Here is a 23008-nt window from a genome sequence, read left to right on the forward strand (position 1 = left end):
CGCCCGGCTGGTGCTCTCGGTGTCCCACTTTCACCACAGGCTGGCACACGAGGACCTACCACCGTAAAAGTCAGATTTTTAAGGTTGAACGCGTCAGGCCAGAAAGACCGCTGCGATCGAGGACTTCTTGAAGATGAGCACGCAGACACCGGACAGCTTCGAATGGACCGAACTCGACCGACGCGCCGTCGACACCGCGCGACTGCTGGCCGCCGACGCCGTGCAGAAGGTCGGTAACGGCCACCCGGGCACCGCGATGGCGCTCGCACCGGCCGCGTATACGATCTTTCAGAAGGTGATGCGCCACGATCCCGCGGACCCCGAGTGGACCGGCCGGGACCGTTTCGTCCTCTCCCCCGGCCACACCTCGCTGACCCTCTACACCCAGCTGTTCCTGGCCGGGTACGAGCTCGAGCTCGATGACCTGAAGGCCTTCAGGACCCACGGGTCCAAGACGCCCGGTCACCCCGAGTACGGCCACACGGCGGGCGTGGAGACCACCACCGGTCCGCTCGGCCAGGGCGCCGCCAACGCCGTCGGCATGGCGATGGCCGCCCGCTACGAGCGCGGTCTGTTCGACCCGGATGCCCCCGAGGGCGCCTCCCCCTTCGACCACACCATCTGGGCGATCGTCTCCGACGGCGACCTGGAGGAGGGCGTCTCCGCCGAGGCCTCCTCCCTCGCCGGGCACCAGAAGCTCGGCAACCTGGTCTTCCTCTACGACGACAACCACATCTCCATCGAGGGCGACACCGCGACCGCCTTCTCCGAGGACGTCCTGAAGCGGTACGAGGCCTACGGCTGGCACACCCACCGCGTCGAGCCCGCCGAGGACGGCGACATCGACGTACCGGCCCTCTACGCGGCGCTGAGGGCCGCCCAGGCCGAGACCGGCCGGCCCTCCATCGTCGCGATGCGCACGATCATCGCCTGGCCCGCGCCGAACGCACGCAACACCGAGGCCGCCCACGGCTCCGCGCTCGGCGCCGACGAGGTCGCCGCCACCAAGCGCGTCCTCGGCTTCGACCCCGAGCAGTCCTTCCAGGTCGACGCCGACGTCCTCGCCCACACCCGCGAGGCCCTGGACCGCGGCGCCGAGGCGCACGCGGCCTGGGACAAGCAGCTCGACAAGTGGCGCGGCGCCGACCCGCAGCGCGCCGAGCTGTTCGACCGGGTCGTGGCCGGCCGGCTGCCCGATGGCTGGGAGGAGGCCCTGCCGGTCTTCGAGGAGGGCAAGTCGGTCGCCACCCGCGCCGCCTCCGGCAAGGTGCTGCAGTCGCTGGGTGCCGTGCTGCCCGAGCTGTGGGGCGGCTCCGCCGACCTGGCCGGCTCGAACAACACCACCATCGACAAGACCAGCTCCTTCCTGCCGAAGGGCAACCCGCTGCCCGGGGCCGACCCGTACGGCCGTACCGTCCACTTCGGCATCCGCGAGTTCTCCATGGCCGCGGAGATGAACGGGATCGCCCTGCACGGCAACACCCGCGTCTACGGCGGCACCTTCCTGGTGTTCTCCGACTACATGCGCAACGCGGTGCGGATGTCGGCGCTGATGCAGCTCCCGGTGACCTACATCTGGACGCACGACTCCATCGGTCTCGGCGAGGACGGCCCGACGCACCAGCCGGTCGAGCACCTGGCCGCGCTGCGCGCCATCCCCGGTCTGAACGTGGTCCGCCCGGCCGACGCCAACGAGACCGCCGTCGCCTGGGCCGAGATCCTGAGGCGGCACGCCACGAACCCGGCCCCGCACGGACTCGCGCTCACCCGTCAGGGCGTACCGACGTACGCCCCCAACCCGGATGCGGCGAAGGGCGGTTACGTCCTGAAGGAGTCCTCGAAGGGGACCCCGGACGTCGTCCTCATCGCCACCGGCTCCGAGGTGCAGCTCGCCGTCGCCGCGCGGGAGCAGCTGGAGGCCGAGGGGATCGGTACCCGCGTGGTGTCGATGCCGTCGGTGGAGTGGTTCGAGGAGCAGCCGCGCGAGTACCGCGAGAGCGTGCTTCCGCCGTCGGTGAAGGCCCGCGTCGCGGTCGAGGCGGGCATCGGCCTGACGTGGTACCGCTTCACCGGTGACGCGGGACGCATCGTCTCCCTGGAGCACTTCGGCGCCTCCGCCGACGCGAAGACCCTGTTCGCCGAGTTCGGCTTCACCCCCGAGAACGTCGCCGCAACGGCCAAGGCTGTGTTCAATTCAACGACGGGCCTCTCCGCCGCCCGCGGTTGATCCGATCGCCAGAAAGAAGATGATCAGTACCATGACCGAAGCAACCGCCACCGCGGGAGCACTCGAGCGCCTCACCGACGAAGGCGTCTCCATCTGGCTGGACGACCTCTCGCGCGGGCGCATCGAGACCGGCAACCTCGCCGAACTCGTCCGCGACAAGCACGTCGTCGGCGTCACCACCAACCCGTCCATCTTCCAGGCCGCCATCGGCTCCGGCGAGGGCTACGAGGAGCAGCTCGCCGACCTGGCCGTGCGCGGCGTGACGGTCGAAGAGGCCGTACGGATGATGACCACCGCCGACGTCCGCGCCGCCGCCGACGTCCTGCGGCCCGTCCACGACGCGACCGGCGGCCGGGACGGCCGGGTCTCCATCGAGGTCGACCCGCGTCTGGCCCACGACACCAGGGCCACCGTCGCCGAGGCCAAGCAGCTCTCCTGGCTCGTCGACCGGCCCAACGTCATGATCAAGATCCCGGCGACCCGGGCCGGCCTCCCGGCGATCACCGAGGTCATCGGCCTCGGCATCAGCGTCAACGTCACGCTGGTCTTCTCCCTGGAGCGCTACCGCGAGGTCATGGACGCCTACCTCGCCGGCCTGGAGAAGGCGCGGGCCAGGGGCCTCGACCTCACGGCCATCCACTCGGTCGCCTCCTTCTTCGTCTCCCGCGTGGACTCCGAGATCGACAAGCGGCTGACCGGCCTGAGCTCCCCCGAGGCGACCACCCTCAAGGGCCGGGCCGCGCTGGCGAACGCGCGGCTGGCGTACCAGGCTTATGAAGAGGTGTTCGGCTCCGCCGGCGACCCGTCCCGGTCGTCGGACCGCTGGACCGCTCTCGCCGGCGCCGGCGCCAACCGGCAGCGCCCGCTGTGGGCCTCGACCGGCGTGAAGGACCCCGCGTACAAGGACACCCTGTACGTGGACGAGCTGGTCGCCCCGGGCACCGTGAACACGATGCCGGAGGCCACCCTCGACGCCACCGCCGACCACGGCGGGATCACCGGTGACACGGTGACCGGCGGCTACGCGCAGGCGCGCGCCGACCTGGCCGCCGTGGAGGCCCTCGGGATCTCGTACGAGGAGGTCGTGCAGCAGCTCGAGGACGAGGGTGTCGCCAAGTTCGAGACGGCCTGGCAGGACCTGCTGGAGGCCGTCGCCAAGTCCCTGGACAGCAAGTCCCCGGACAGCAAGGGAGTGGACGCGGAATGACCGAGATCCCTGCCACCGTCGAGTGGGAGAACCCGCTGCGCGACCCGCGCGACCGACGCCTCCCCCGTATCGCCGGCCCCTCCGGCCTGGTCATCTTCGGCGTCACCGGTGACCTCTCCCGCAAGAAACTGATGCCGGCCGTCTACGACCTGGCCAACCGCGGTCTGCTGCCGCCGGGCTTCTCGCTCGTCGGGTTCGCCCGCCGGGACTGGGAGGACGAGGACTTCGCGCAGATCGTGCACGACTCCGTCCGCGAGCACGCGCGCACCGAGTTCCGTGAGGAGGTCTGGCAGCAGCTCGCCGAGGGCATGCGGTTCATCCCCGGCGACTTCGACGACGACACCGCCTTCAAGCAGCTGAAGTCGGCCGTCGAGGAGCTGGACGCCTCCCGCGGCACCGGGGGCAACTTCGCCTTCTACCTCTCCGTGCCGCCGAAGTTCTTCCCGAAGGTCGTCCAGCAGCTGAAGAAGCACGGCCTGGCGAACGCGCCCGAGGGCGCCTGGCGGCGCGCGGTCATCGAGAAGCCGTTCGGCCGCGACCTCGCGAGCGCCCGTGCGCTGAACGCGGTCCTGCACGAGGTCTTCGAGCCGGACCAGGTCTTCCGCATCGACCACTACCTCGGCAAGGAGACCGTCCAGAACATCCTGGCGCTCCGTTTCGCCAACGAGATGTACGAGCCGATCTGGAACCGGTCCTTCGTCGACCACGTCCAGATCACGATGGCCGAGGACATCGGCATCGGCGGCCGCGCCGGCTACTACGACGGCATCGGCGCCGCCCGTGACGTCATCCAGAACCACCTGCTGCAGCTGATGGCGCTGACCGCCATGGAGGAGCCGGCCGCCTTCGACGCCGAGTCGCTGCTCACCGAGAAGCTGAAGGTCCTCAAGGCCGTGAAGCTGCCGGACAACCTCGGCGCCCACACCGTGCGCGGACAGTACGCGGCGGGCTGGCAGGGCGGCGAGAAGGTCCGCGGCTACCTGGAGGAGGACGGCATCGACGCGTCCTCCACGACCGACACCTACGCGGCCGTCAAGCTGGGACTCGACAACCGCCGCTGGGCGGGTGTGCCGTTCTATCTGCGCACCGGCAAGCGGCTGGGCCGCCGGGTCACCGAGATCGCGGTCGTCTTCCAGCGCGCCCCGCACTCGCCCTTCGACTCCACCGCCACCGAGGAGCTCGGCGAGAACGCGATCGTCATCCGCGTCCAGCCCGACGAGGGCATGACGGTCCGGTTCGGCTCCAAGGTCCCGGGCACCTCGATGGAGATCCGGGACGTGTCGATGGACTTCGCCTACGGCGAGTCCTTCACCGAGTCCAGCCCGGAGGCGTACGAGCGGCTCATCCTGGACGTACTGCTCGGCGACGCCAACCTTTTCCCCCGCCACCAGGAAGTGGAAGAGTCCTGGAAGATCCTCGACCCGATCGAGGAGTACTGGGCGAAGAACGGCAAGCCCGCGCAGTACGCCTCGGGTACCTGGGGACCCGAGGAAGCCGACGAGATGCTCGCACGAGACGGACGGAGCTGGCGCAGGCCATGAAGATCGACCTGACCGACACCACGGCAAGCAAGATCAACAAGGCGCTGGTGCAGGGTCGCCGCGCCATCGGTACGCCTGCCGTGGGCATGGTCCTGACGATGGTGATCGTCACGGACGAGGAGAACGCCTACGACGCGATCAAGGCGGCCGAGGAGGCCTCGCACGAGCACCCCTCGCGCACCCTGGTCGTCATCAGGCGGCAGGCCCGCACCCCGCGCGACCGCGTCGCCTCCAAGCTCGACGCCGAGGTGCGCGTGGGCTCCGACGCCGGCACCGGTGAGACGGTCGTGCTGCGCACCTACGGCGAGGTGTCCGACCACGCCGACTCGGTCGTGCTGCCGCTGCTGCTGCCGGACGCGCCCGTCGTGGTGTGGTGGCCGGTGGACGCGCCCGAGGTGCCCTCGAAGGACCCGCTGGGCGCGCTGGCACAGCGCAGGATCACCGACCTGTACGCGGTGGAGAACCCCCTCGAGGCGCTGGAGACCCGGGTCCGCTCCTACGCGCCCGGCGACACCGACCTCGCCTGGACCCGGCTGACGCCCTGGCGCTCGATGCTGGCCGCCGCCCTGGACCAGGCGCGGGCGCAGATCATCTCGGGCGCGGTGGAGGCCGAGGCCGAGAACCCCGCCGCCGAGCTGCTGGCGCGCTGGCTGGAGGCGCGGCTGAACGTGCGGATCGACCGGGTCGTCACGGCCGGCCCGGTCGTCACCGCCGTGCGCCTGGGCACCACCGACGGCGAGATCGTCATCGACCGCCCCGAGGGCCCGCTGGCCACGCTGTCCCTGCCGGGCCAGCCCTCCCGCACCCTCGCCCTGAAGGTCCGCACCACCTCCGAGCTCATCGCCGAGGAGCTGCGCCGCCTCGACGCCGACGAGATGTACGCGATCGCCCTGCGCGGCGAGAGCGCGAAGGAGACCGTCTGACATGTCCGACACCCCAAGTCTCAACCGGCGTCCCGAGTGGACCGCCCTGGAGGACCACCGCGCCCAGGGCGAACCCCGGCTGCGGGAGCTGTTCGACACCGACCCCGGGCGCGCGGAGCGGTACGTCGTACGCGTGGGTGATCTGCGCATCGACTACTCCAAGCACCTGATCACCGACGAGACCCTGGCCCTGCTCCGGGACCTGGCCACCGCCACCGACGTGTTCGGGCTGCGCGACGCCATGTTCCGCGGCGAGAAGATCAACACGACGGAGAACCGCGCCGTGCTGCACACCGCCCTGCGCGCCCCGCGCGACGCGGTGGTCGAGGTCGACGGCGAGAACGTCGTGCCGAAGGTGCACGCGGTGCTGGACAAGATGAGCGGCTTCGCCGAGCGGGTCCGCTCGGGCGAGTGGACCGGCCACACCGGCAAGCGGATCCGCAACGTCGTCAACATCGGCATCGGCGGCTCGGACCTCGGCCCCGCGATGGCGTACGAGGCCCTGCGGGCCTTCACGCAGCGGGAGTTGACCTTCCGCTTCGTGTCCAACGTGGACGGCGCCGACCTGCACGAGGCGGTGCGCGACCTGGACCCGGCGGAGACGCTGTTCATCGTCGCCTCCAAGACGTTCACCACGATCGAGACCATCACCAACGCCACCTCGGCCCGTTCCTGGCTGCTGGAGGGCCCGGACGGTCTGGGCGACGACAAGGCGGTCGCGAAGCACTTCGTCGCCCTGTCGACGAACGCCGGGAAGGTCACCGAGTTCGGCATCGACCCGGACAACATGTTCGAGTTCTGGGACTGGGTCGGTGGCCGCTACTCCTACGACTCGGCGATCGGCCTCTCCCTGATGATCGCCATCGGCCCGGACCGCTTCCGCGAGATGCTGGACGGCTTCCGGATCGTCGACGAGCACTTCCGAAGCGCCCCGGCCGAGGCCAACGCCCCGCTGATCCTCGGCCTGTTGGGCATCTGGTACGGCAACTTCCACGACGCCCAGTCGCACGCCGTGCTGCCGTACTCGCACTACCTCTCCAAGTTCACGGCGTATCTGCAGCAGCTGGACATGGAGTCCAACGGCAAGTCGGTGCAGCGTGACGGGCGTCCGGTGGAGTGGCAGACCGGACCGGTGGTGTGGGGCACGCCCGGCACCAACGGGCAGCACGCCTACTACCAGTTGATCCACCAGGGCACCAAGCTGATCCCGGCGGACCTGATCGGCTTCGCCCGCCCGGTGGACGAACTGAGCGACGAACTCAAGGCGCAGCACGACCTGTTGATGGCCAACCTGTTCGCGCAGGGCCAGGCGCTCGCCTTCGGCAAGACCGCCGACGAGGTGCGCGCGGAGGGTGTGCCCGAGGAGCAGGTCGCGCACCGCACCTTCCCGGGCAACCGCCCCACCACGACCATCCTGGCCCGCGAGCTGACCCCGTCGGTCCTCGGCCAGCTGATCGCTCTCTACGAGCACAAGGTGTTCGTCCAGGGCGCGATCTGGAACATCGACTCCTTCGACCAGTGGGGCGTCGAGCTCGGCAAGGTGCTCGCCAAGCGTGTCGAACCCGCCCTGACCGAGGGCGCGGACGTCCCCGGCCTCGACCCCTCCACCACCGCACTCGTGGCCGCCTACCGCGACCTGAAGGAAGGCAACTGACATGCAGATCGGACTCATCGGTCTCGGCAAGATGGGCGGCAACATGCGCGAGCGGATCCGCCGCGCCGGCCACACCGTCATCGGCTACGACCGCAACCCCGACCTCTCCGACGCGACGAGCCTCGCCGAACTGGTCGACAAGCTGGAAGCGCCGCGCGTGGTCTGGGTGATGGTCCCGGCCGGCGCCGCCACGCAGTCCGTCGTCGACGAACTCGGCACCCTCCTCTCCCCCGGCGACACGGTCGTCGACGGCGGCAACTCCCGCTGGACGGACGACGAGAAGCACGCCGAGGAGCTGGGCGCCAAGGGCATCGGCTTCGTCGACGCGGGTGTCTCCGGCGGTGTGTGGGGCCTGCAGAACGGCTACGCGCTGATGGTCGGCGGCGACAAGGAGCACGTCGAGCGGCTCCACCCGATCTTCGAGGCGCTCAAGCCGGAGGGCCCGTACGGCTATGTCCACGCGGGCAAGGTCGGCGCCGGGCACTTCTCGAAGATGGTCCACAACGGCATCGAGTACGCCATGATGCAGGCCTACGCCGAGGGCTGGGAGCTGCTGGAGAAGGTCGACTCGGTCGACAGCGTCCGCGAGGTCTTCCGGTCCTGGCAGGACGGCACGGTGATCCGTTCCTGGCTGCTGGACCTGGCGGTCAACGCCCTCGACAAGGACGAGCACCTCGACAAGCTCAAGGGCTTCGCGCAGGACTCCGGCGAGGGTCGCTGGACGGTCGAGGCGGCCATCGACAACGCCGTTCCGCTGCCGACGATCACGGCCTCCCTGTTCGCGCGGTTCGCCTCCCGCCAGGACGACTCCCCGCAGATGAAGATGGTCGCGGCGCTGCGCAACCAGTTCGGCGGCCACGCCGTCGAGTCGAAGGAGTAGTCCGGCCGTGGGGGACCTTCTCCTGGTCCGCCACGGCGAGACGGAGTGGAGCGTGTCGGGACAGCACACCAGCTACACCGACCTGCCCCTCACCCAGCACGGTGAGGAGCAGGCCAAGTCCCTCGCTCCACTCCTCTCGCAGCGGACCTACGCACTCGCCCTGACCAGCCCGCTCGGCCGCGCGATACGCACCGCCGAACTCGCGGGCATCCCCTCGCACGAGGTCGACCCCGACCTGCACGAGTGGGACTACGGCGCCTACGAGGGCATCACCACCGTCGAGATCCACCGCACCCGCCCGCACTGGGACCTGTGGCTGCACGGTGTCCCGCCCGGCCCCGACGGCCACCCGGGCGAGTCCCCGGCCGAGGTGGGCGACCGCGCCGACCGGGTGCTGGCCCGGGTGGACGCCGCCCTCGCCAACCGCTCGGGTGACGTGATCCTCATCGCGCACGCCCACTTCCTGCGCGTCCTGACCGCCCGCCGACTGGGCCTGCCGCCCGCCGAGGGACGGCTGTTCCAACTCTCCACGGGCACGGTCAGCCGCCTGTCGACCGAGCACGGCCGCCCGGTCGTCGCCGAGTGGAACACCCGGCCGTAACCCGCCCGGCCCGGACCACGCACACCTCCGCGCTCGCTCAACACCGCAGATGAGCAGACGCGTTGGTGTCGTGGCCCGGGCCACTGTCGTGTGAGGGCGTTAGAGTCCCACCCTGTGGAGATCAACGAACTGACGTCGGCCGAGCGGCGGGTGTGGCGGGCGTTCGCCACGGGGGAAGCGGTCGACTTCGGTACGGGGAACGACGAGGACCCGGCCGAGGGCGGGCGGTGGGGGCCCGAACGGACCCTGCGCGCGGCCGTGTTGCGGGCCCTGCTGCTCAACGGGCCCGAGGAGCCCGGTGAGATAGCCGCGCTGAAGGTGGACGGCGCCCGGATCACCGGTGTCCTCGACCTGCGGTACGGCACGACCGACCACGCGGTCCGGCTGAGCCACTGCCACTTCGAGGAGGTCCCGCAGCTGTACGGCGCGCGACTGCGCCAGCTCAACCTGAGCGACTCGGTGCTGCCCGGGCTGTCCGCGGCGACGGTCCGGGTCGAGGGGGTGCTACGGCTCACGGACTGCCGGTTCCTGGGGCCGGTACGGCTGGGCGGTGCGCACATAGCGGGGGCGCTGTTCGTCGACCGGGGCGCGTTCGAGGCGGCCGGCGCCGAGGAGCCGGTGCTGCAGCTGAACCAGGTGACGATCGGGGACGACCTGTGGGCACCGGGTCTGCGGGCACACGGTCAGGTCCGGCTCACCGGAGCATCCGTGTCCGGCGCGGTGAACTTCCGCGACACCGAGTTCGACCACCCCTCGGGCACCGCCCTCGACGCACAGAACCTCACGGTGGGCAGCGACGTCCGGGCGGCGTGCCTCACCGCGCGCGGGCGGGTGGACTTCCGGGGCTCCCGCATCCCCGGCTGCCTCGATCTGCTGCACGCCCGCCTCTCCGGGCCGGGCGGGACGGCCCTGCGGGCCAGCAGCAGCGTGATCGGCGAACTCTGGCTGCGTGGCGGTGACCGTGTCGACGGCGCGCTGAACCTGCGCCGGTCCCACATCGAACTCCTCACCCTCGAACCGGCGATGCTGCCCGGCGAGGTGTACGTCAGCGAGCTGACCTACACGGCCCTCACCCCGCACGTGCCCGCCGAGCGCCGCCTGCCCATGCTCGAGCGCGACAGCGACGGCTACGTCCCCTACGCCTACGAGCAGTTGTCGGCCGCCTACCGCCGGGTCGGCGACGACCACGCCGCCCGGCTCGTCCTTCTCGCCAAGCAGCGCCGTCTGCGCTCGACCCGCGCCTGGTACGGCCGCGTCTGGGGCTACGTCCAGGACGCCACCGTCGGCTACGGCTTCCACCCGCTGCGCGCCGCCGTCTGGCTGCTGTCGCTGCTGGCCGTCGGCTCGCTCGCGTACGCCCTGCACCACCCGCGCCCGCTGAAGGCGTCGGAGGCCCCGCACTTCAATCCCGTGTTCTACACCCTCGACCTGCTCCTGCCGGTGATCTCCTTCGGTCAGGAGGACGCCTTCGCGCCGAGCGGCTGGTACCAGTACCTCGCCTACGCCCTGATCATCACCGGGTGGATCCTGGCCACCACGGTCGTCACCGGCGTCACCCGGACCGTCAGCCGCCAGTGAGGCGGCGGGCGGCGTGCTGGGCGGCGAGGCGGACGGGGGCGTTCGAGGCGCCGTACCCGCGATACCCGCCGTCCCGCTGGAGGAGTTCGAAGAAGACGCGGCCGACGGTCCTGGTGTAGCAGTGCCGGAACTCGCCGTGCGCGTCACGGTCGTAGAGGATGCCGAGTTCCCGGTAGGTCGCCAACTCGCCGTCGGCGAAGTCGAATCGGGCGGCGAGGTCGTCGTAGTGGTTCGCCGGTATCGGCAGCAGCGCGCCACCGGCCGCGCGGAACCGGCGCGCGGCCGCAACCACGTCGTCGGTGGCGAGGGCGATGTGCTGGGCGTGGACGGTGTCGTCGGCGGGTGCGGGGCCGACGGACAGGGCGATACGGACGCTTCCGTCGGCGGCGGTGACGGCGCGGCTGCGCAGCAGGCCGTACGGGTCGGCGACGTCCACGCTCTCCTGCGCGGACAGGCCGAGCACGCTGCGGTGGAAGAGGGCGGCCTCGTCGAAGTGGTGCCAGGGCTGCACGAGGGCGAGATGGTCGACGCGGGTCACGGCCGTGTCGGGTCCGGCGCCGGGGACGTCCTCGAAGTCGGCGCGCCAGTTGGGGAGTTCGGGATGGTCCGTCGCGCAGAAGAAGAGTTCCGTGCCGTCGGGCGCCGCCACGGCCTCCAGCGGGGCGTCCTCGGCCGCCCGCCGGCGGGGCAGCACCGGTGCCAGCAGCGCCTCGGCGCGACGGGCCGCACCGGCCGGGTCCGGTGACTCCAGGCCGATCGCGGCGAGCGTGGTGCCTTCGCGGCGGGCGGCGGGCCCGGTGTTGACCAGGACGCGGGCCTCGCCCTGCTGCCACAGGTCGACCGGCTTGCCCCGGTGCCGTGCCGTGCGGGCGAAGCCGAGGGCGCCCAGCACCTCGGCGACCGGCTCGGCGTCGGGGGTGACCAGCTCGGCGAAGGCGACGCCGGTGGGGACGACCGGGGCGGGCAACTGGGCCAGGCCCACCGTCTCCTGCAGGACCAGGAGGGAGCGGTGCGCGTCCACGGCGGTCGGGCCGGCCTCCGCCTGTCGGAAGACGTCGTTGAAGACCTCGAGGGAGAGGGGCCCGGCGTATCCGGTGCGCAGCACGTGCCGTACCAGCCCGGCGACGTCGAAGCCGCCCTGGCCGGGGAAACAGCGGTGGTGGCGGCTCCACTGCAGCACGTCCATGGCGAGCAGCGGGGCGTCCGCGAGCTGGAGGAAGAAGATCTTCTCGCCGGGGATGTCCTCGATGCCCTTGGGGTCACTGCCGCGCGAGAGGATGTGGAAGCTGTCGAGACAGGTGCCGAGCGCGGGGTGGCCCGCCGTCGCGACGACGTGCCAGGCATGGTCGTACGTGCTGACGTGCCGCCCCCAGGCCAGCGCCTCGTAGGCGACGCGGATGCCGAACTCCTCTGCGAGATCGGCGAGTCGGGCCAGCTGCTCGGCGGCCAGGGCGTCGTCGTCGACGGCCGACGGGGAGACGCTGGAACAGACGAGCACCGTGTCGGCGCCGAGGCGCCGCATCAGCTCGAACTTGTGCCGGGCCCGGCACAGATTCCGCGTGAACTCCTCCTCGGGCACGGCCTCGATGTCCCGCAGGGGCTGGTAGAGGTCGATGCCGAGTCCCAGGTCGGCGCAGCGGGCCCGGATCTCCTCGGGGGCGAGGGGGCTGGCGAGCAGGTCGTCCTCGAAGATCTCGACCCCGTCGAAGCCGGCCCGGGAGGCGGCGGTGAGCTTCTCCGTGAGGGATCCGCTGAGAGAGACGGTGGCGATGGACGTACGCACCTTCGACTACCTCACTTCACTTGGGGGCGGTGACGGCGCCCGCCAGTTCCCCGATGTCCGAGAGCATCCGGGCCGCGTCGGGTTCCCGGCCGGTGAACAGGCGGAACGCGTCCGCTGCCTGGAAGACGGCCATCCCGCCCCCGTCCAACGTGGCGCACCCGGCGGCACGGGCCCTGCGCAGCAGCCCGGTCTCCAGCGGCCGGTAGACCACCTCGGCGACCCACAGCCCGGGACGCAGGAGCTCCGCGGCGAAGGGCAGACCCGGGTGCGCGGCCATCCCGGTCGGGGTGGCGTGGACGATGCCGTCCGCACCGGGGAGCAGGTCGGCGAGCCGGTCCGGCGTGGCGGCGGCGGCCCGTCCCGCGCCGAAGCGCCGGTTCAGCCCCGCCGCCAGATCCACCGCCCGCTCGGCGAGCGCGTCGACGACGGTGACCCGACCGGCGCCGAGGGTGAGCGTGGCGTGCGCGACGGCCGCGCCCGCGCCGCCCGCGCCCAGCTGCACGACCCGCTCCAGGGGCACGTCGGGCAGCCCGCGGGCGAAGGACGCGGCGAACCCGGTGACGTCGGTGTTGTGCCCGGTCGCCCGTCCGTCCTCGAAGACGACGGTGTTGACCGCGCCCAGCGCCTCGGCCTGCGGGGCGAGGGCGTCCAGGTGCCCGATGACCAGCTGCTTGCAGGGGTGGGTGATGTTCAGCCCGTCGAAGCCGAGGTCGCGGGCGGCGCGCACCAGGTCGCCCACGGACCGCGCGGGCAGGCCCAGCCGGTCGATGTCGATGAGCCGGTACAGATAGCGCAGGCCCTGACGGTCCGCCTCCCGCTCGTGCAGCGCCGGGCTGAGCGAGGGCCCTATGCCGGCGCCGATCAGTCCGACGAGAAACGAGTCCTTGGCCACACGGACCTCCTGAACCGATGGTTAATGTACGAACCAGTACGTTAGCTATATCAGCCGTCCGGCGCCCAGGGAAGGTCCCGGCACCGTCCGCCCGGGCGCCTTCTAGAATCTGCGGCACCGGTCCCACCCTCCGAAGGAACCCGATGACCAGCGTCGACGAACCGGCACGACCCGGCGGACGGATCCGTGACGCCGCCCGCACCCAGGCCGAGATCCTCGACGTGGCCACCCAGGAGTTCGCCCGGGCCGGCTACGACGGCGCCCGCGTCGACGAGATCGCCGCCCGCACCCGTACCACCAAGCGGATGATCTACTACTACTTCGGCGGCAAGGAGCAGCTCTTCACCGCCGTCCTGGAGCGGGCGTACGGCGTGATCCGCGAGGCCGAGCAGGCCCTGGACGTCGAGCATCTGGACCCGGTGGCGGCCATCCGGCGGCTGGCCGAGCTGACCTTCGACCACCATGAGCAGCACCCGGACTTCATCCGGCTGGTCAGCATCGAGAACATCCACGGCGCCGAGCACATCGCGGCCTCCGGGAAACTCGGCAGGATCGGCTCCCCGGCCCTCGACGTGATCCGCCGCATCCTGGCCGCCGGGCAGGAGTCCGGGCTGTTCACGGCGGACGTCGACGCCGTCGACCTGCACGCGATGATCAGCTCCTTCTGCTTCTTCCGGGTCTCCAACCGGCACACCTTCGGCGCCCTCTTCGGCCGCGACCTGGTGGACCCGGCGCAGCGCGAGCACTACCGCGCCATGCTGGGCGACATGGTGATCGCCTACCTGACCGCGGAGCGCACGGCGGACTGAGGGCCGCCGGGCGCGACCCCTTGACACGCGGGAAACGCGGGCGCAACATCCCACCCACCGCTACTAACTATCCAGTGGGTTAATTAGCCGACTGATCCGGCTCCCCGCTCGCCCTCCCCTTCCCCCTCTCCGTCTCCCCTTCTCCGTTCGCTCCGCTCACGTTGGAGCCCCCCGAAGGAGCAACGCCGTGTCCGTCCCCGCCGAAGCCGTCGGGCAACCGAAAAAGGCCGCAGCAGCCGCCTGGATCGGCAGCGCCCTGGAGTACTACGACTTCTTCATCTACGGCAGCGCCGCCGCGCTGATCTTCCCGAAGGTCTTCTTCGACGCGTCCGACCCGGCCAACGCGACCCTGCTGTCGCTGGCCACCTTCGGCGTCGCGTACGCCGCGCGGCCCGTCGGCGCGCTCTTCCTCGGTCACTTCGGTGACAGGGCGGGCCGCAAGAGGATCATGGTCTTCACGCTGATCCTGATGGGTCTGTCGACGTTCCTGATCGGCTGCCTGCCCACCCGCGCCCAGGTGGGCTCGCTCGCGCCGGTCCTGCTGGTGCTGTGCCGCGTCCTGCAGGGCGTCTCCGCCGCCGGCGAGCAGGCCAGTGCCAACTCGATGACCCTGGAACACGCCCCGCCGCACCGGCGCGGCTTCTTCACCAGCTTCACCCTCAGCGGCACCCAGGGCGGCCAGCTCATCGCCACCCTGGTCTTCATCCCGGTCGCCGCCCTGCCCGAGGACCAGCTGCTGTCGTGGGGCTGGCGCGTCCCGTTCTGGGCGAGCGTCGCGGTCGCCGTCGTCGGGTACGTCATCCGGCGCCGCCTCGAGGAGACGCCGGTGTTCGCCCGGCAGGCGGCGACCGAGGGCGTCGTGAGGATGCCGCTGCTCGTGCTGCTGCGGGAGCACTGGGGAGATGTGCTGCGGGTGATCGGGGGCGCGCTCATCGCCTCGGTCTCCACGATCTTCACGGTGTGGGCGCTGGCCTACGCCACCAGCGACTCCGTCGGCATGTCCCGCTCGTCCATGTTGTGGGTGGGGGCGCTCGCCAACGCCGTCGCGCTCGCCGCCATCCCGCTGTGGGCGCGCCTGTCGGACCGCATCGGCCGCCGCCCCGTGTTCCTGGTCGGCGCGGTGGGCAGCGCGGTCACCATGTTCCTGTACCTGTGGGCGATCTCCAGGGGCGACTACCCGCTGGTGCTGTTCCTGGGCGTCGTCGCCTTCGGTGTCGTCTACAGCGCGGCGAACGGTGTCTGGCCGTCCTTCTACGGTGAGATGTTCTCCACCCGCGTCCGGCTGTCCGGCATGGCCGTCGGTACCCAGATCGGCTTCGCCGTCGCCGGTTTCGCGGTGACCTTCGCGGCGGAGATCGCGGGCCCGGACGGCACCGACTGGTCCTCGGTCGCCCTCTTCACCGCGGCCCTGTGCGTCCCGCCGGTCATCGCGGCCCTCTCGGCCCGGGAGACCCACAAGGTCCCGACGGAGCAGCTGGGCGAGCGCACGGCGCGGCCGGCGTCACAGCCGGAGACGGTCACGGCCTGACCCCGCACCGCCGAACCGTCGCACGCGCGGGGATCCGTTCCCGGCGCGTGCGGCGCACTCCTGTCCGGGCCCGCTCACGCGTTGGACCAGCCGCGCTCGCACAGAACCAGCCGGTACCCGTCCGGATCCTCGACGGTCACTCCCCACCGGTTCCAGTAGGGATTGGGCGAGGCCACCCGCTTGCCGCCGTGCGCCTCCAACCGGTCCACCAACTCCTCCGGCACCGGCCCGTCGACGTAGACGACCAGCAGGTCCTCCTCGGTGGGCCGGGGTTCCACCGGCCGGGCGGGCTCGTGCACCAGCTCCAGGTGCCATCCCGCGTCCGGCCACCCGACCATCAGCAGATCGTGCTCACCGGGTTCCGAACCGCCCTCGGTCCGCCACACCACGCTGAGCCCGAGACCCTCGACCCAGAACCGCTCGGCGGCCGCGAGATCCCTCGAGGGGCGGGCGACACGAACATGGCTGCGTCCGTCGACGGGCATCATGACCTCTTCCCGAGCTGCGCTGTCTTCTCCGGTGAGCCTAGGCAGCCCCTGAGCCCCGGGCCATCGGTCGTGCGCCCTGCGCCCGCAGCCCTAGGACCGCGTGACCGTCTCAGCCCTGGATGGCGCCCGTCGGGATGCCGTAATCGTCTCAGCCCTTGATGGCGCCCTTCGGGATGCCGTACGCGCGGTCCACCTTCAGGCGCACCACCAGCCGGCCGTCGCGGACCATCGAGGCGCGGTAGTCGTCCCAGTCGGGGTGCTCGCCCTGGACGTCCCGGTAGAGCCGGATCAGTTCCTCGACCGTGTCGTCCCGGGGATCCTTCGCGACGGGCGAGAGCTCCGCGGTGCCCTCGACGACCGTGTAGGCCCAGCGGTCCGGGCTGGAGACGTGGTACGAGGCGCGCGGGTCCCGGCGCAGATTACGGGTCTTGGCGCGGTCGTCCGTGACCGAGATCCGGACGATGCCCTCCTCCGGGTAGTAGTGGTGGCTGACGTTCGACAACTGGGGGCGGCCGTCGCGCTTGAGAGTGACCAGCACTCCCCCACGGTGTTCGGAGAGCAGCTCGAGCAGTGTGTCCTGAGTCATACAGCCGTCAACCCGTCCGGCGGATGCCCGCATTCCCAAAACGCTCCCTTACGGAGATCAATCCCGGTCAACAGGGGGACCCGGCCCGTGTTCCTGCGCAACGATGACTTGCGGGGCCGGTGTGACGCGGCACGCCGCACCGGGCCTCGACGAGCGCATTCGGAGGAGAGCGATGGCACAGCTGCGACAAGAGGTGGACCCGGAAGAGGCCGGGCTGGACGTGAAGGCGCTGGACCGCCTGGACCAGCATCTCGCCCACTTCGTCGACGAGGGACGCCTGCCCGGCCACCTGGTGGCCGTGGCCCGCTCCGGACGTGTCGCCCACCTCACCACCCACGGCCGGCGCGACGTCGCGGCCGGGCTGCCCGTCGAGCCGGACACGCTGTGGCGGATCTACTCCATGACCAAGCCGGTCACCACCGTCGCCGCCCTGATCCTCGTCGAGGAGGGCCGGCTCTCACTGGACGACCCGCTCGACCGGTACCTGCCGGCCTTCGCCGAGCCGCGGGTGTACGAGAGCGGCTCCGGGGCCGATGTCCGCACCCGCCCGGCGTCCGGGCCGATCCTGATCCGCCACCTGCTGACCCACACCGCGGGCCTGACCTTCGGTTTCTACCACTCCCACCCCGTCGACGCCCTGTACCGCGCCGCCGGGCTGGAGTCGTCGGTGGTGCCGGGCACCAACCTCGCCGAGACGGTCGACGTGTACGCGGGTCTGCCGCTGCAGTTCGAGCCGGGCACGGAGTGGAACTACTCGGTGGCCACCAATGTGCTCGGCAGGGTCGTCGAGGTGGTCTCGGGGCAGCCGCTCGACGCGTTCTTCGCGGAGCGCGTCCTCGGCCCGCTCGGCATGACCGACGCCGGATTCCACGTCACCGACGAACAGGCGCCCCGGCTGGCCGAGTTGTACGGCGAGACCGAGGGCGGCGGCATCGAGCCGGTCCCGGGGCTGCCGTTGCGCGGACGCCCCCGTCTGCTGTCCGGCAGCGGCGGCATGGTGGCCTCGGCGCACGACATGCACCGCTTCATGGAGTTCCTGCGCCGTCGCGGCGAACTCGACGGCGTCCGTCTGCTGGCCGCCGAGACGGTCGGCCTGATGACCGAGAACCATCTGCCCGGCGGCGCCGACCTGCGCGCCTTCGGCAGCCGTCCGGTCCACGACGAGCCGAACAACGAGGGCGTCGGCTTTGGACTCGGTGTCTCCGTCGTCATCGACCCGGACCGCACCCCGACCCCGTCGAGCCTCGGCACCTACGGCTGGAGCGGTGCGGCGTCGACGACCTTCTGGGTCGATCCGCGCCGCGAACTGACCGTGCAGTTCATGACCCAGGTCCGGCCGAAGACCCCGCTCGGGGTCATCCCGGACCTCAGGCGCCTGGTGCACGAGGCGGTCACCGGCTGAGCCCGCCTACTGGTCGGCGCGCAGGCTGAACTCCAGCCCCTCCTCGGCCAGTTCACCAAGCCACCGTTCTGACCGGGCGGCCGTCTCCGCCGCCCGGTTCAGGCCCGCGGGCAGGCTGCCGTCGAGGATGTGGCGGACACCCAGGGCCAGGGGACGGGAGACGCAGCGGGCCATCGCGCTCTCCCGCGCGTCGCCGACCAGATCGAGGAGGTAACTCCCCGACCAGCTCCGCCCCTCCCGCGCCCGCATGTCCAGTGACACGGCGAGCACGACCCGGTCCCGGTCGGCGTCCGTGGTCGGGTAGCGGTCGGCCAACTCCCGTGCCAGCGCGGCGATCCGGGCGTCGTCCCCGCCCTTCAGCTCCTCGAACACCGACTCCCAGGCCCGCAGCCAGCCCTCCAGCCGCAGCGTGCCCCGCACGAAGGACCGCGCCTGCCAGGCGGCCGGCAGCCCGTACTGCTCGACGAAGGGCACGCTGTCCCGGTTCGGGTACACCTCGAAGGTCTCACCCTCCAGGACGTGCGGCCGGGTGACCTCCCAGGGCCGGTCGGCGGTGACGGCCACTCCGTCCTCGAGGTAACGCGCGGGCGAGCGCAGGGCGTTGAGGACGCCCGCGGGTGCCCAGCTGAAGCGGTACCTGAAGTCGTTCGGGACGGCGGGGATGCCGCCGCAGTAGGAGGTGAAGGCGTACGAGGCCGCCGTGTCGTCGCCGACGGCCTCACGGGCGCGGGCGACGAGGCTGTGGGCGAAGAGGTGGTCGATGCCGGGGTCGAGTCCGGCCTCCGTGAGGACGACCAGGCCGGCCTTCGCGGCCTGGGGGACCTGCTCCAGGACGGCGTCGGAGACATAGCTGGAGCAGGCGAAGTGGGCGCCGCCGGCCACGCAGGCCGCCAGGACGCCGGTGTGCTCGGGTGCGGGCAGCATCGACACGACGACGTCGCCGGGCGCCAGTTCGGCGGTGAGCGCGGGGAGCGTGTAGGCGCGGGGTTCGGCGCCTCCGGTGAGGTCCAGCCGGCCGAGGGCCTCGGCGGCGCGTTCCTCGGTGCGGTGCCACAGCCGTACGCGCGGCGCGCTGTCGCAGAGCCGGCCCAGACCGCTGCCCGTGGACAGTCCGGCACCGATCCAGTGGACGGTGCCGCTCGCGCCGACGCGGTCAGCCACGGAACTCCCCTTCCTCGATACCGAGTTCACGGCAGGCCTGGTGGAACCGGTCCAGACAGCGGCCCCACGCCCCGCCGCCCCCGAACTCCAGCAGCTGCAGCACCAGCGCAGCGGAGAAGTCGGTGCTGGACTCACGCGGGAGCAGGGAGGGCAGATTGTCGATGGCGATGAGGTCGAGCGGGGGTTCCTTGCGCAGGCGCCGGGCCGGATCCGTCCAGTCGGTGGTGCGGTCGTAGACCGGCAGGACGTTCAGGGGCGAGCCGACGTCGCAGGTGACGTCGCAGAGGGTGCGCAGGCGGCGGGCGGGGTCGTCGAGGTCCTGCTCGCGCACGAAGGGCGGGACGGGGCTGGTGGCGAGGACGCAGTTCACCATGACGTCGTGGGCGAGCAGCGCCGGGCGGTCCAGGTCCCGGGTCTCGGCCAGGTCCCAGCAGGTCGGCTCGATCCCGGCCGCGTGGAGGGCGACGCGGGCTCCCCGGCCGCTGCGGCCCAGCGCGCCGATCACCAGGGCCGTGAACTCCTCGTCCCCTTCGGCGCGTTGGAGCGACTCGTCCAGCTTCTCCTTCGAGGTGGGAGTGAGGGGAGCCGCCAGCCTGCCCCGGTGCTGGAGCACGGCGAGGGCGGCGCCGAGGTAGCCGGCCCAGAAGCCGAAGGCGGCCAGCCGGCGGCCGTCGTCGTCCACGAGGTACTCGAGGTCGAGGAGCCGGCCTCCCCCGGCGGCGAACCGCCGCAGCAGGGTCTCAGCTCCCGGCTGCCGCTTGTAGGCGTGGCCGAAGAAGATGTGACGGTGAGTCAGTTCTGCCGGTCCGTCCGGGAGTTCCTTGAGGCCCAGGATCACGGCGTCGCGGGGCGCCGACACCCACGTTCCCGAGGGCGCGACCGCGCAGCCCGCCGTCTCGTACTCCTCGATCGGGAAGATCCGCTGCGGGGACTCCTCCACCGTCAGCGTCACTCCGGCCTCGACGAGCCGACGGGCGTCGGACGGCACGATCGGTGTGCGTCGTTCGGTCGTGCGGTCCTCGTGGCGCAGCCACAGGTGGAGCTCTGTCATACGAGGTTGGCCTCCGGGCGCGGGGCGTCGGCCGCGAAACGGTCGGCGCTCAAGGGGCTGACGTCCACGAAGGGTACGCGGCCCAGGTACAGGTCGCGGATCACCTCGCCGACGGCGGGTCCCTGCAGGAAGCCGTGCCCGGAGAAGCCGGTGGCGTACAGGAAGCGGGAAACGGAAGTGGCCTCCCCGATCAGGGCGTTGTGGTCCGGGGTGATCTCGTACAGGCCCGCCCAGGTGCCGGTGCGGCGCAGGTCGAGCAGGGCCGGGGCGCGCTGTTCCATCGCGGCTGCCAGGCGGGGGATCCAGCGGTCGTGGGGGTCGGTGGCGAAGCCGGGCTGCTCGTCGGGGTCGGACATGCCCAGCAGGAGACCGGGGCCCTCGGCGTGGAAGTAGAGGCTGGTGGTGAAGTCGATCGTCATGGGAAGGTCGGACCGCAGTCCCGCGACGGGTTCCGTGACGGCGATCTGGCGGCGCAGCGGCACCACCGGCAGCTGGACGCCGGCCATCGCGCCGACCGCCCGGGACCAGGGGCCGGCCGCGCAGATCACCGTGTCGGTGGCGATGCGGCCGAGGGTGGTGGAGACGGCGGTGACGGTGGTGCCCTGCCGTTCGATGCCGGTGGCCTCGGTGTGCCGCAGGATGCGCACGCCCAGGGCGCGGGCGGCGGAGGCGTAGCCGTGGACGACGGCCTCGGGGGTGCAGTGGCCGTCGTCCGGTGAGAAGGCGGCGGCGAGCAGGCCGTCGATGCTGATCAGCGGCGACAGCTTGCGGGCCTCCTTCGGGGTGATCAGGCGGCTGGGCACGCCGAGGGAGTTCTGCAGCTCCACGCCCGCCTCGAAGGAGGCGACCTCCTCCGGCGTCGACAGCAGGAACAGATAGCCGACCCGGTGCAGCCCGATGTCGTACCCGATCTCCTCCTGGAACCGGCCGAAGGCCGCCAGACTGCGCGCGCCGAGCTGGATGTTGAGCTCGTCGGAGAACTGCGCCCGTACCCCGCCCGCGGCCTTCGAGGTGGAGCCGGAGGCGAGTTCGTCCCGTTCGACGAGGACGAGGTCACGGACACCGGCGGCGGCGAGGTGGTAGGCGATGCTCACGCCCATCACCCCACCGCCGATGATCACGGCGCTGGCCCGCATCCGCACCGCGATCAGGACAGGTGGGCCACGGCGTCCAGATGCGGCAGCACATGATCGAGCCGTTCCCGCTTGGTGCGCAGGTAGGTGATGTTGCTCTCGCACGGCTGGATCAGCAGCGGGACCGTTTCGGCGACCTTGATGCCGTGCTGCAGCAACGCCTCGCGCTTGCGCGGGTTGTTGGACATCAGACGGACCGAGTTCACGCCCAGGTCGTGCAGGATCTCCGCGGCGACGCCGTAGTCCCTGGCGTCCACCGGCAGTCCGAGCGCGAGGTTCGCCTCGACCGTGTCCAGGCCCTCCGCCTGCAGCGCCATCGCCCGCAGCTTGGCCAGCAGACCGATGCCTCGGCCCTCGTGGCCCCTCAAGTACACGACGATGCCGCTGCCTTCGGCGACGACGGCCTTCAGCGCGGAGGCCAGCTGGTCGCCGCACTCGCAGTGCTGGGAGCCGAACGCGTCACCGGTCAGGCACTCGGAATGCAGGCGCGTGAGAACGTCGTCCGTGCCGATCTCGCCGTACACCAGGGCGACTTGTTCGTCACCCCGGTCGTGATCCATGTAGCCGATCGCCCGGAATTGCCCGTACACCGTGGGCAGTGGTGCATTCACGATCCGTTCCACACCCGTGCGCTGCGGGGACTTCTTGCCGAGGACGCCGATTTTATCTGTCATGATCTGATTCCTAAACAGAGACGAAAGGCCGTGAAGAAATGAGTGGTTCGGGCGCGCGTACGGCGGCGGACGGGCTGGTGCCGGCGGACACTACGGAAGAGGTACGGACCAGAGCGGCGGGTGTCTCAACGCAGGTCGCCGTCCTTCCGGTGGGCAGCTTCGAACAGCACGGTCCGTTCCTTCCGCTGGCGACCGACACGCTGGTCGCGTGTGCCGTGGCCCGGGAGATCGCCGCGGCGTACCCGGTGCACCTCCTGCCCCCGGTGACGATCTCCTGCTCGCACGAGCACGCGGCCTGGCCCGGTACCGTCAGCATCTCCTCGGTGACCCTTCACGCGGTGGTTCGGGACATTGCGGACTCGCTGCACCGCTCCGGCGTCGACGTCCTGGTGGTCGTCAACGGGCACGGCGGCAACTACGTGCTGGGAAACGTCGTCCAGGAAGCCTCCGCGCGCGGCGAGCACATGGCGCTGTTCCCGGCCGCCGAGGACTGGGAAGCGGCTCGGCAGCGGGCGGGGGTCACCACCTCGCTGCTGACCGACATGCACGCGGGAGAAATCGAGACCTCCATCCTTCTGCACGCTCACCCGGAATTCCTCCGGCCCGGTTATGAGACCTCCGATTTCATCGCGGACGACCGTCGCCATCTGCTCACCCTCGGTATGTCCGGCTATACCGATTCGGGCGTCATCGGACGCCCTTCGCTCGGTTCCGCGGAAAAGGGGAAGGAACTGCTGGCGAGCCTCGCGGATTCCTTCGGCGCGTATTTCTCGCTGCTCACGTCGGCGGACGACCGCGGGTAGTCGGCACCGGCGTCGGTCCCGGCGCGCAGGCCCTCGTACCAGCGGGCGACGAGGACGGCCGCGCCGGGCAGGGCGGCGACGAAGCTG

General features: G+C 71.2%; 20 protein-coding genes. 12 read left to right on the top strand and 8 right to left on the bottom strand.

Annotated elements, in window-relative coordinates; genetic code table 11:
* Positions 1–133 precede the first annotated feature (133 nt).
* The 8 genes from tkt (at position 134) to ABZ453_RS42880 (ending at position 10611) form a co-directional block, all read left to right on the top strand.
* Complete coding sequence (gene tkt, locus ABZ453_RS42845; protein WP_359024152.1) at positions 134–2227, top strand: transketolase; 2094 nt, start codon at positions 134–136, stop codon at positions 2225–2227.
* 22 nt (positions 2228–2249) lie between these two features.
* Positions 2250–3434, top strand: coding sequence for a transaldolase (gene tal / locus ABZ453_RS42850; protein ID WP_359024200.1), 1185 nt, complete (start codon positions 2250–2252; stop codon positions 3432–3434).
* The gene (gene zwf, locus ABZ453_RS42855; RefSeq protein WP_359024154.1) at positions 3431–4975 is read left to right on the top strand and encodes a glucose-6-phosphate dehydrogenase; all 1545 of its coding nucleotides are present in this window, start codon (positions 3431–3433) and stop codon (positions 4973–4975) included. The genes tal and zwf overlap by 4 nt, the downstream gene beginning before the upstream one ends.
* Complete coding sequence (gene opcA / locus ABZ453_RS42860; protein WP_133041968.1) at positions 4972–5898, top strand: glucose-6-phosphate dehydrogenase assembly protein OpcA; 927 nt, start codon at positions 4972–4974, stop codon at positions 5896–5898. The genes zwf and opcA overlap by 4 nt, the downstream gene beginning before the upstream one ends.
* A gap of 1 nt (position 5899) precedes the next feature.
* Positions 5900–7552, top strand: a complete 1653-nt coding sequence (gene pgi, locus ABZ453_RS42865) for a glucose-6-phosphate isomerase (protein WP_359024156.1) — start codon at positions 5900–5902, stop codon at positions 7550–7552.
* A gap of 1 nt (position 7553) precedes the next feature.
* On the top strand, positions 7554–8432 hold the full coding sequence (gene gnd / locus ABZ453_RS42870; RefSeq protein WP_359024158.1) for a phosphogluconate dehydrogenase (NAD(+)-dependent, decarboxylating): 879 nt from the start codon (positions 7554–7556) through the stop codon (positions 8430–8432).
* Positions 8433–8439: 7 nt separating this feature from the next.
* On the top strand, positions 8440–9033 hold the full coding sequence (locus ABZ453_RS42875; protein WP_359024160.1) for a histidine phosphatase family protein: 594 nt from the start codon (positions 8440–8442) through the stop codon (positions 9031–9033).
* A 114-nt stretch (positions 9034–9147) separates the two neighbouring features.
* Complete coding sequence (locus ABZ453_RS42880; protein ID WP_359024162.1) at positions 9148–10611, top strand: membrane-associated oxidoreductase; 1464 nt, start codon at positions 9148–9150, stop codon at positions 10609–10611.
* Here the strand turns inward: ABZ453_RS42880 and ABZ453_RS42885 are convergent.
* Both ABZ453_RS42885 and ABZ453_RS42890 read right to left on the bottom strand, forming a co-directional pair.
* On the bottom strand, positions 10598–12394 hold the full coding sequence (locus tag ABZ453_RS42885; RefSeq protein WP_359024164.1) for a TIM barrel protein: 1797 nt from the start codon (positions 12392–12394) through the stop codon (positions 10598–10600). The genes ABZ453_RS42880 and ABZ453_RS42885 overlap by 14 nt on opposite strands.
* Positions 12395–12410: 16 nt before the next feature.
* Positions 12411–13286, bottom strand: coding sequence for a shikimate dehydrogenase (locus ABZ453_RS42890; RefSeq protein WP_359024166.1), 876 nt, complete (start codon positions 13284–13286; stop codon positions 12411–12413).
* Between the two features lie 143 nt (positions 13287–13429).
* On the opposite strand from ABZ453_RS42890, the gene ABZ453_RS42895 reads away from it, so the two are divergent.
* Positions 13430–14095, top strand: a complete 666-nt coding sequence (locus tag ABZ453_RS42895) for a TetR/AcrR family transcriptional regulator (RefSeq protein WP_356760597.1) — start codon at positions 13430–13432, stop codon at positions 14093–14095.
* A gap of 187 nt (positions 14096–14282) precedes the next feature.
* Complete coding sequence (locus tag ABZ453_RS42900) at positions 14283–15623, top strand: MFS transporter (protein ID WP_359024168.1); 1341 nt, start codon at positions 14283–14285, stop codon at positions 15621–15623.
* Between the two features lie 74 nt (positions 15624–15697).
* Here ABZ453_RS42900 and ABZ453_RS42905 read toward each other — a convergent pair whose 3' ends face one another.
* Together ABZ453_RS42905 and ABZ453_RS42910 are read right to left on the bottom strand one after the other, a co-directional pair.
* Positions 15698–16108 (bottom strand): VOC family protein, encoded by a 411-nt coding sequence (locus ABZ453_RS42905; protein ID WP_358596734.1) that lies wholly within the window; start codon positions 16106–16108, stop codon positions 15698–15700.
* A 151-nt stretch (positions 16109–16259) separates the two neighbouring features.
* Complete coding sequence (locus ABZ453_RS42910; RefSeq protein ID WP_359024170.1) at positions 16260–16697, bottom strand: PPOX class F420-dependent oxidoreductase; 438 nt, start codon at positions 16695–16697, stop codon at positions 16260–16262.
* Between the two features lie 172 nt (positions 16698–16869).
* On the opposite strand from ABZ453_RS42910, the gene ABZ453_RS42915 reads away from it, so the two are divergent.
* The gene (locus tag ABZ453_RS42915) at positions 16870–18099 is read left to right on the top strand and encodes a serine hydrolase domain-containing protein (protein WP_359024172.1); all 1230 of its coding nucleotides are present in this window, start codon (positions 16870–16872) and stop codon (positions 18097–18099) included.
* Between the two features lie 6 nt (positions 18100–18105).
* Here ABZ453_RS42915 and ABZ453_RS42920 read toward each other — a convergent pair whose 3' ends face one another.
* Genes ABZ453_RS42920 through ribA form a run of 4 tightly spaced genes read right to left on the bottom strand, consistent with a single transcriptional unit; the run spans position 18106 to position 22118 of the window.
* Complete coding sequence (locus ABZ453_RS42920) at positions 18106–19260, bottom strand: saccharopine dehydrogenase family protein (protein WP_359024174.1); 1155 nt, start codon at positions 19258–19260, stop codon at positions 18106–18108.
* Positions 19253–20311, bottom strand: coding sequence for a saccharopine dehydrogenase (locus tag ABZ453_RS42925; protein ID WP_359024176.1), 1059 nt, complete (start codon positions 20309–20311; stop codon positions 19253–19255). The genes ABZ453_RS42920 and ABZ453_RS42925 overlap by 8 nt, the downstream gene beginning before the upstream one ends.
* Entirely contained in the window at positions 20308–21447 is a 1140-nt protein-coding gene (locus ABZ453_RS42930; protein ID WP_359024178.1) for an FAD-binding oxidoreductase, read from the bottom strand. The genes ABZ453_RS42925 and ABZ453_RS42930 overlap by 4 nt, the downstream gene beginning before the upstream one ends.
* A gap of 11 nt (positions 21448–21458) precedes the next feature.
* Positions 21459–22118, bottom strand: a complete 660-nt coding sequence (gene ribA / locus ABZ453_RS42935; protein ID WP_359024180.1) for a GTP cyclohydrolase II — start codon at positions 22116–22118, stop codon at positions 21459–21461.
* A gap of 38 nt (positions 22119–22156) precedes the next feature.
* Between ribA and ABZ453_RS42940 the strand changes: the two genes are divergently transcribed.
* Positions 22157–22921 (top strand): creatininase family protein, encoded by a 765-nt coding sequence (locus ABZ453_RS42940; RefSeq protein WP_359024182.1) that lies wholly within the window; start codon positions 22157–22159, stop codon positions 22919–22921.
* The last annotated feature ends 87 nt before the right edge of the window (positions 22922–23008 follow it).

The sequence above is a fragment of the Streptomyces sp. NPDC005799 genome, from assembly GCF_040630525.1.
Classification (GTDB): Bacteria; Actinomycetota; Actinomycetes; order Streptomycetales; family Streptomycetaceae; genus Streptomyces; species Streptomyces griseorubiginosus_B.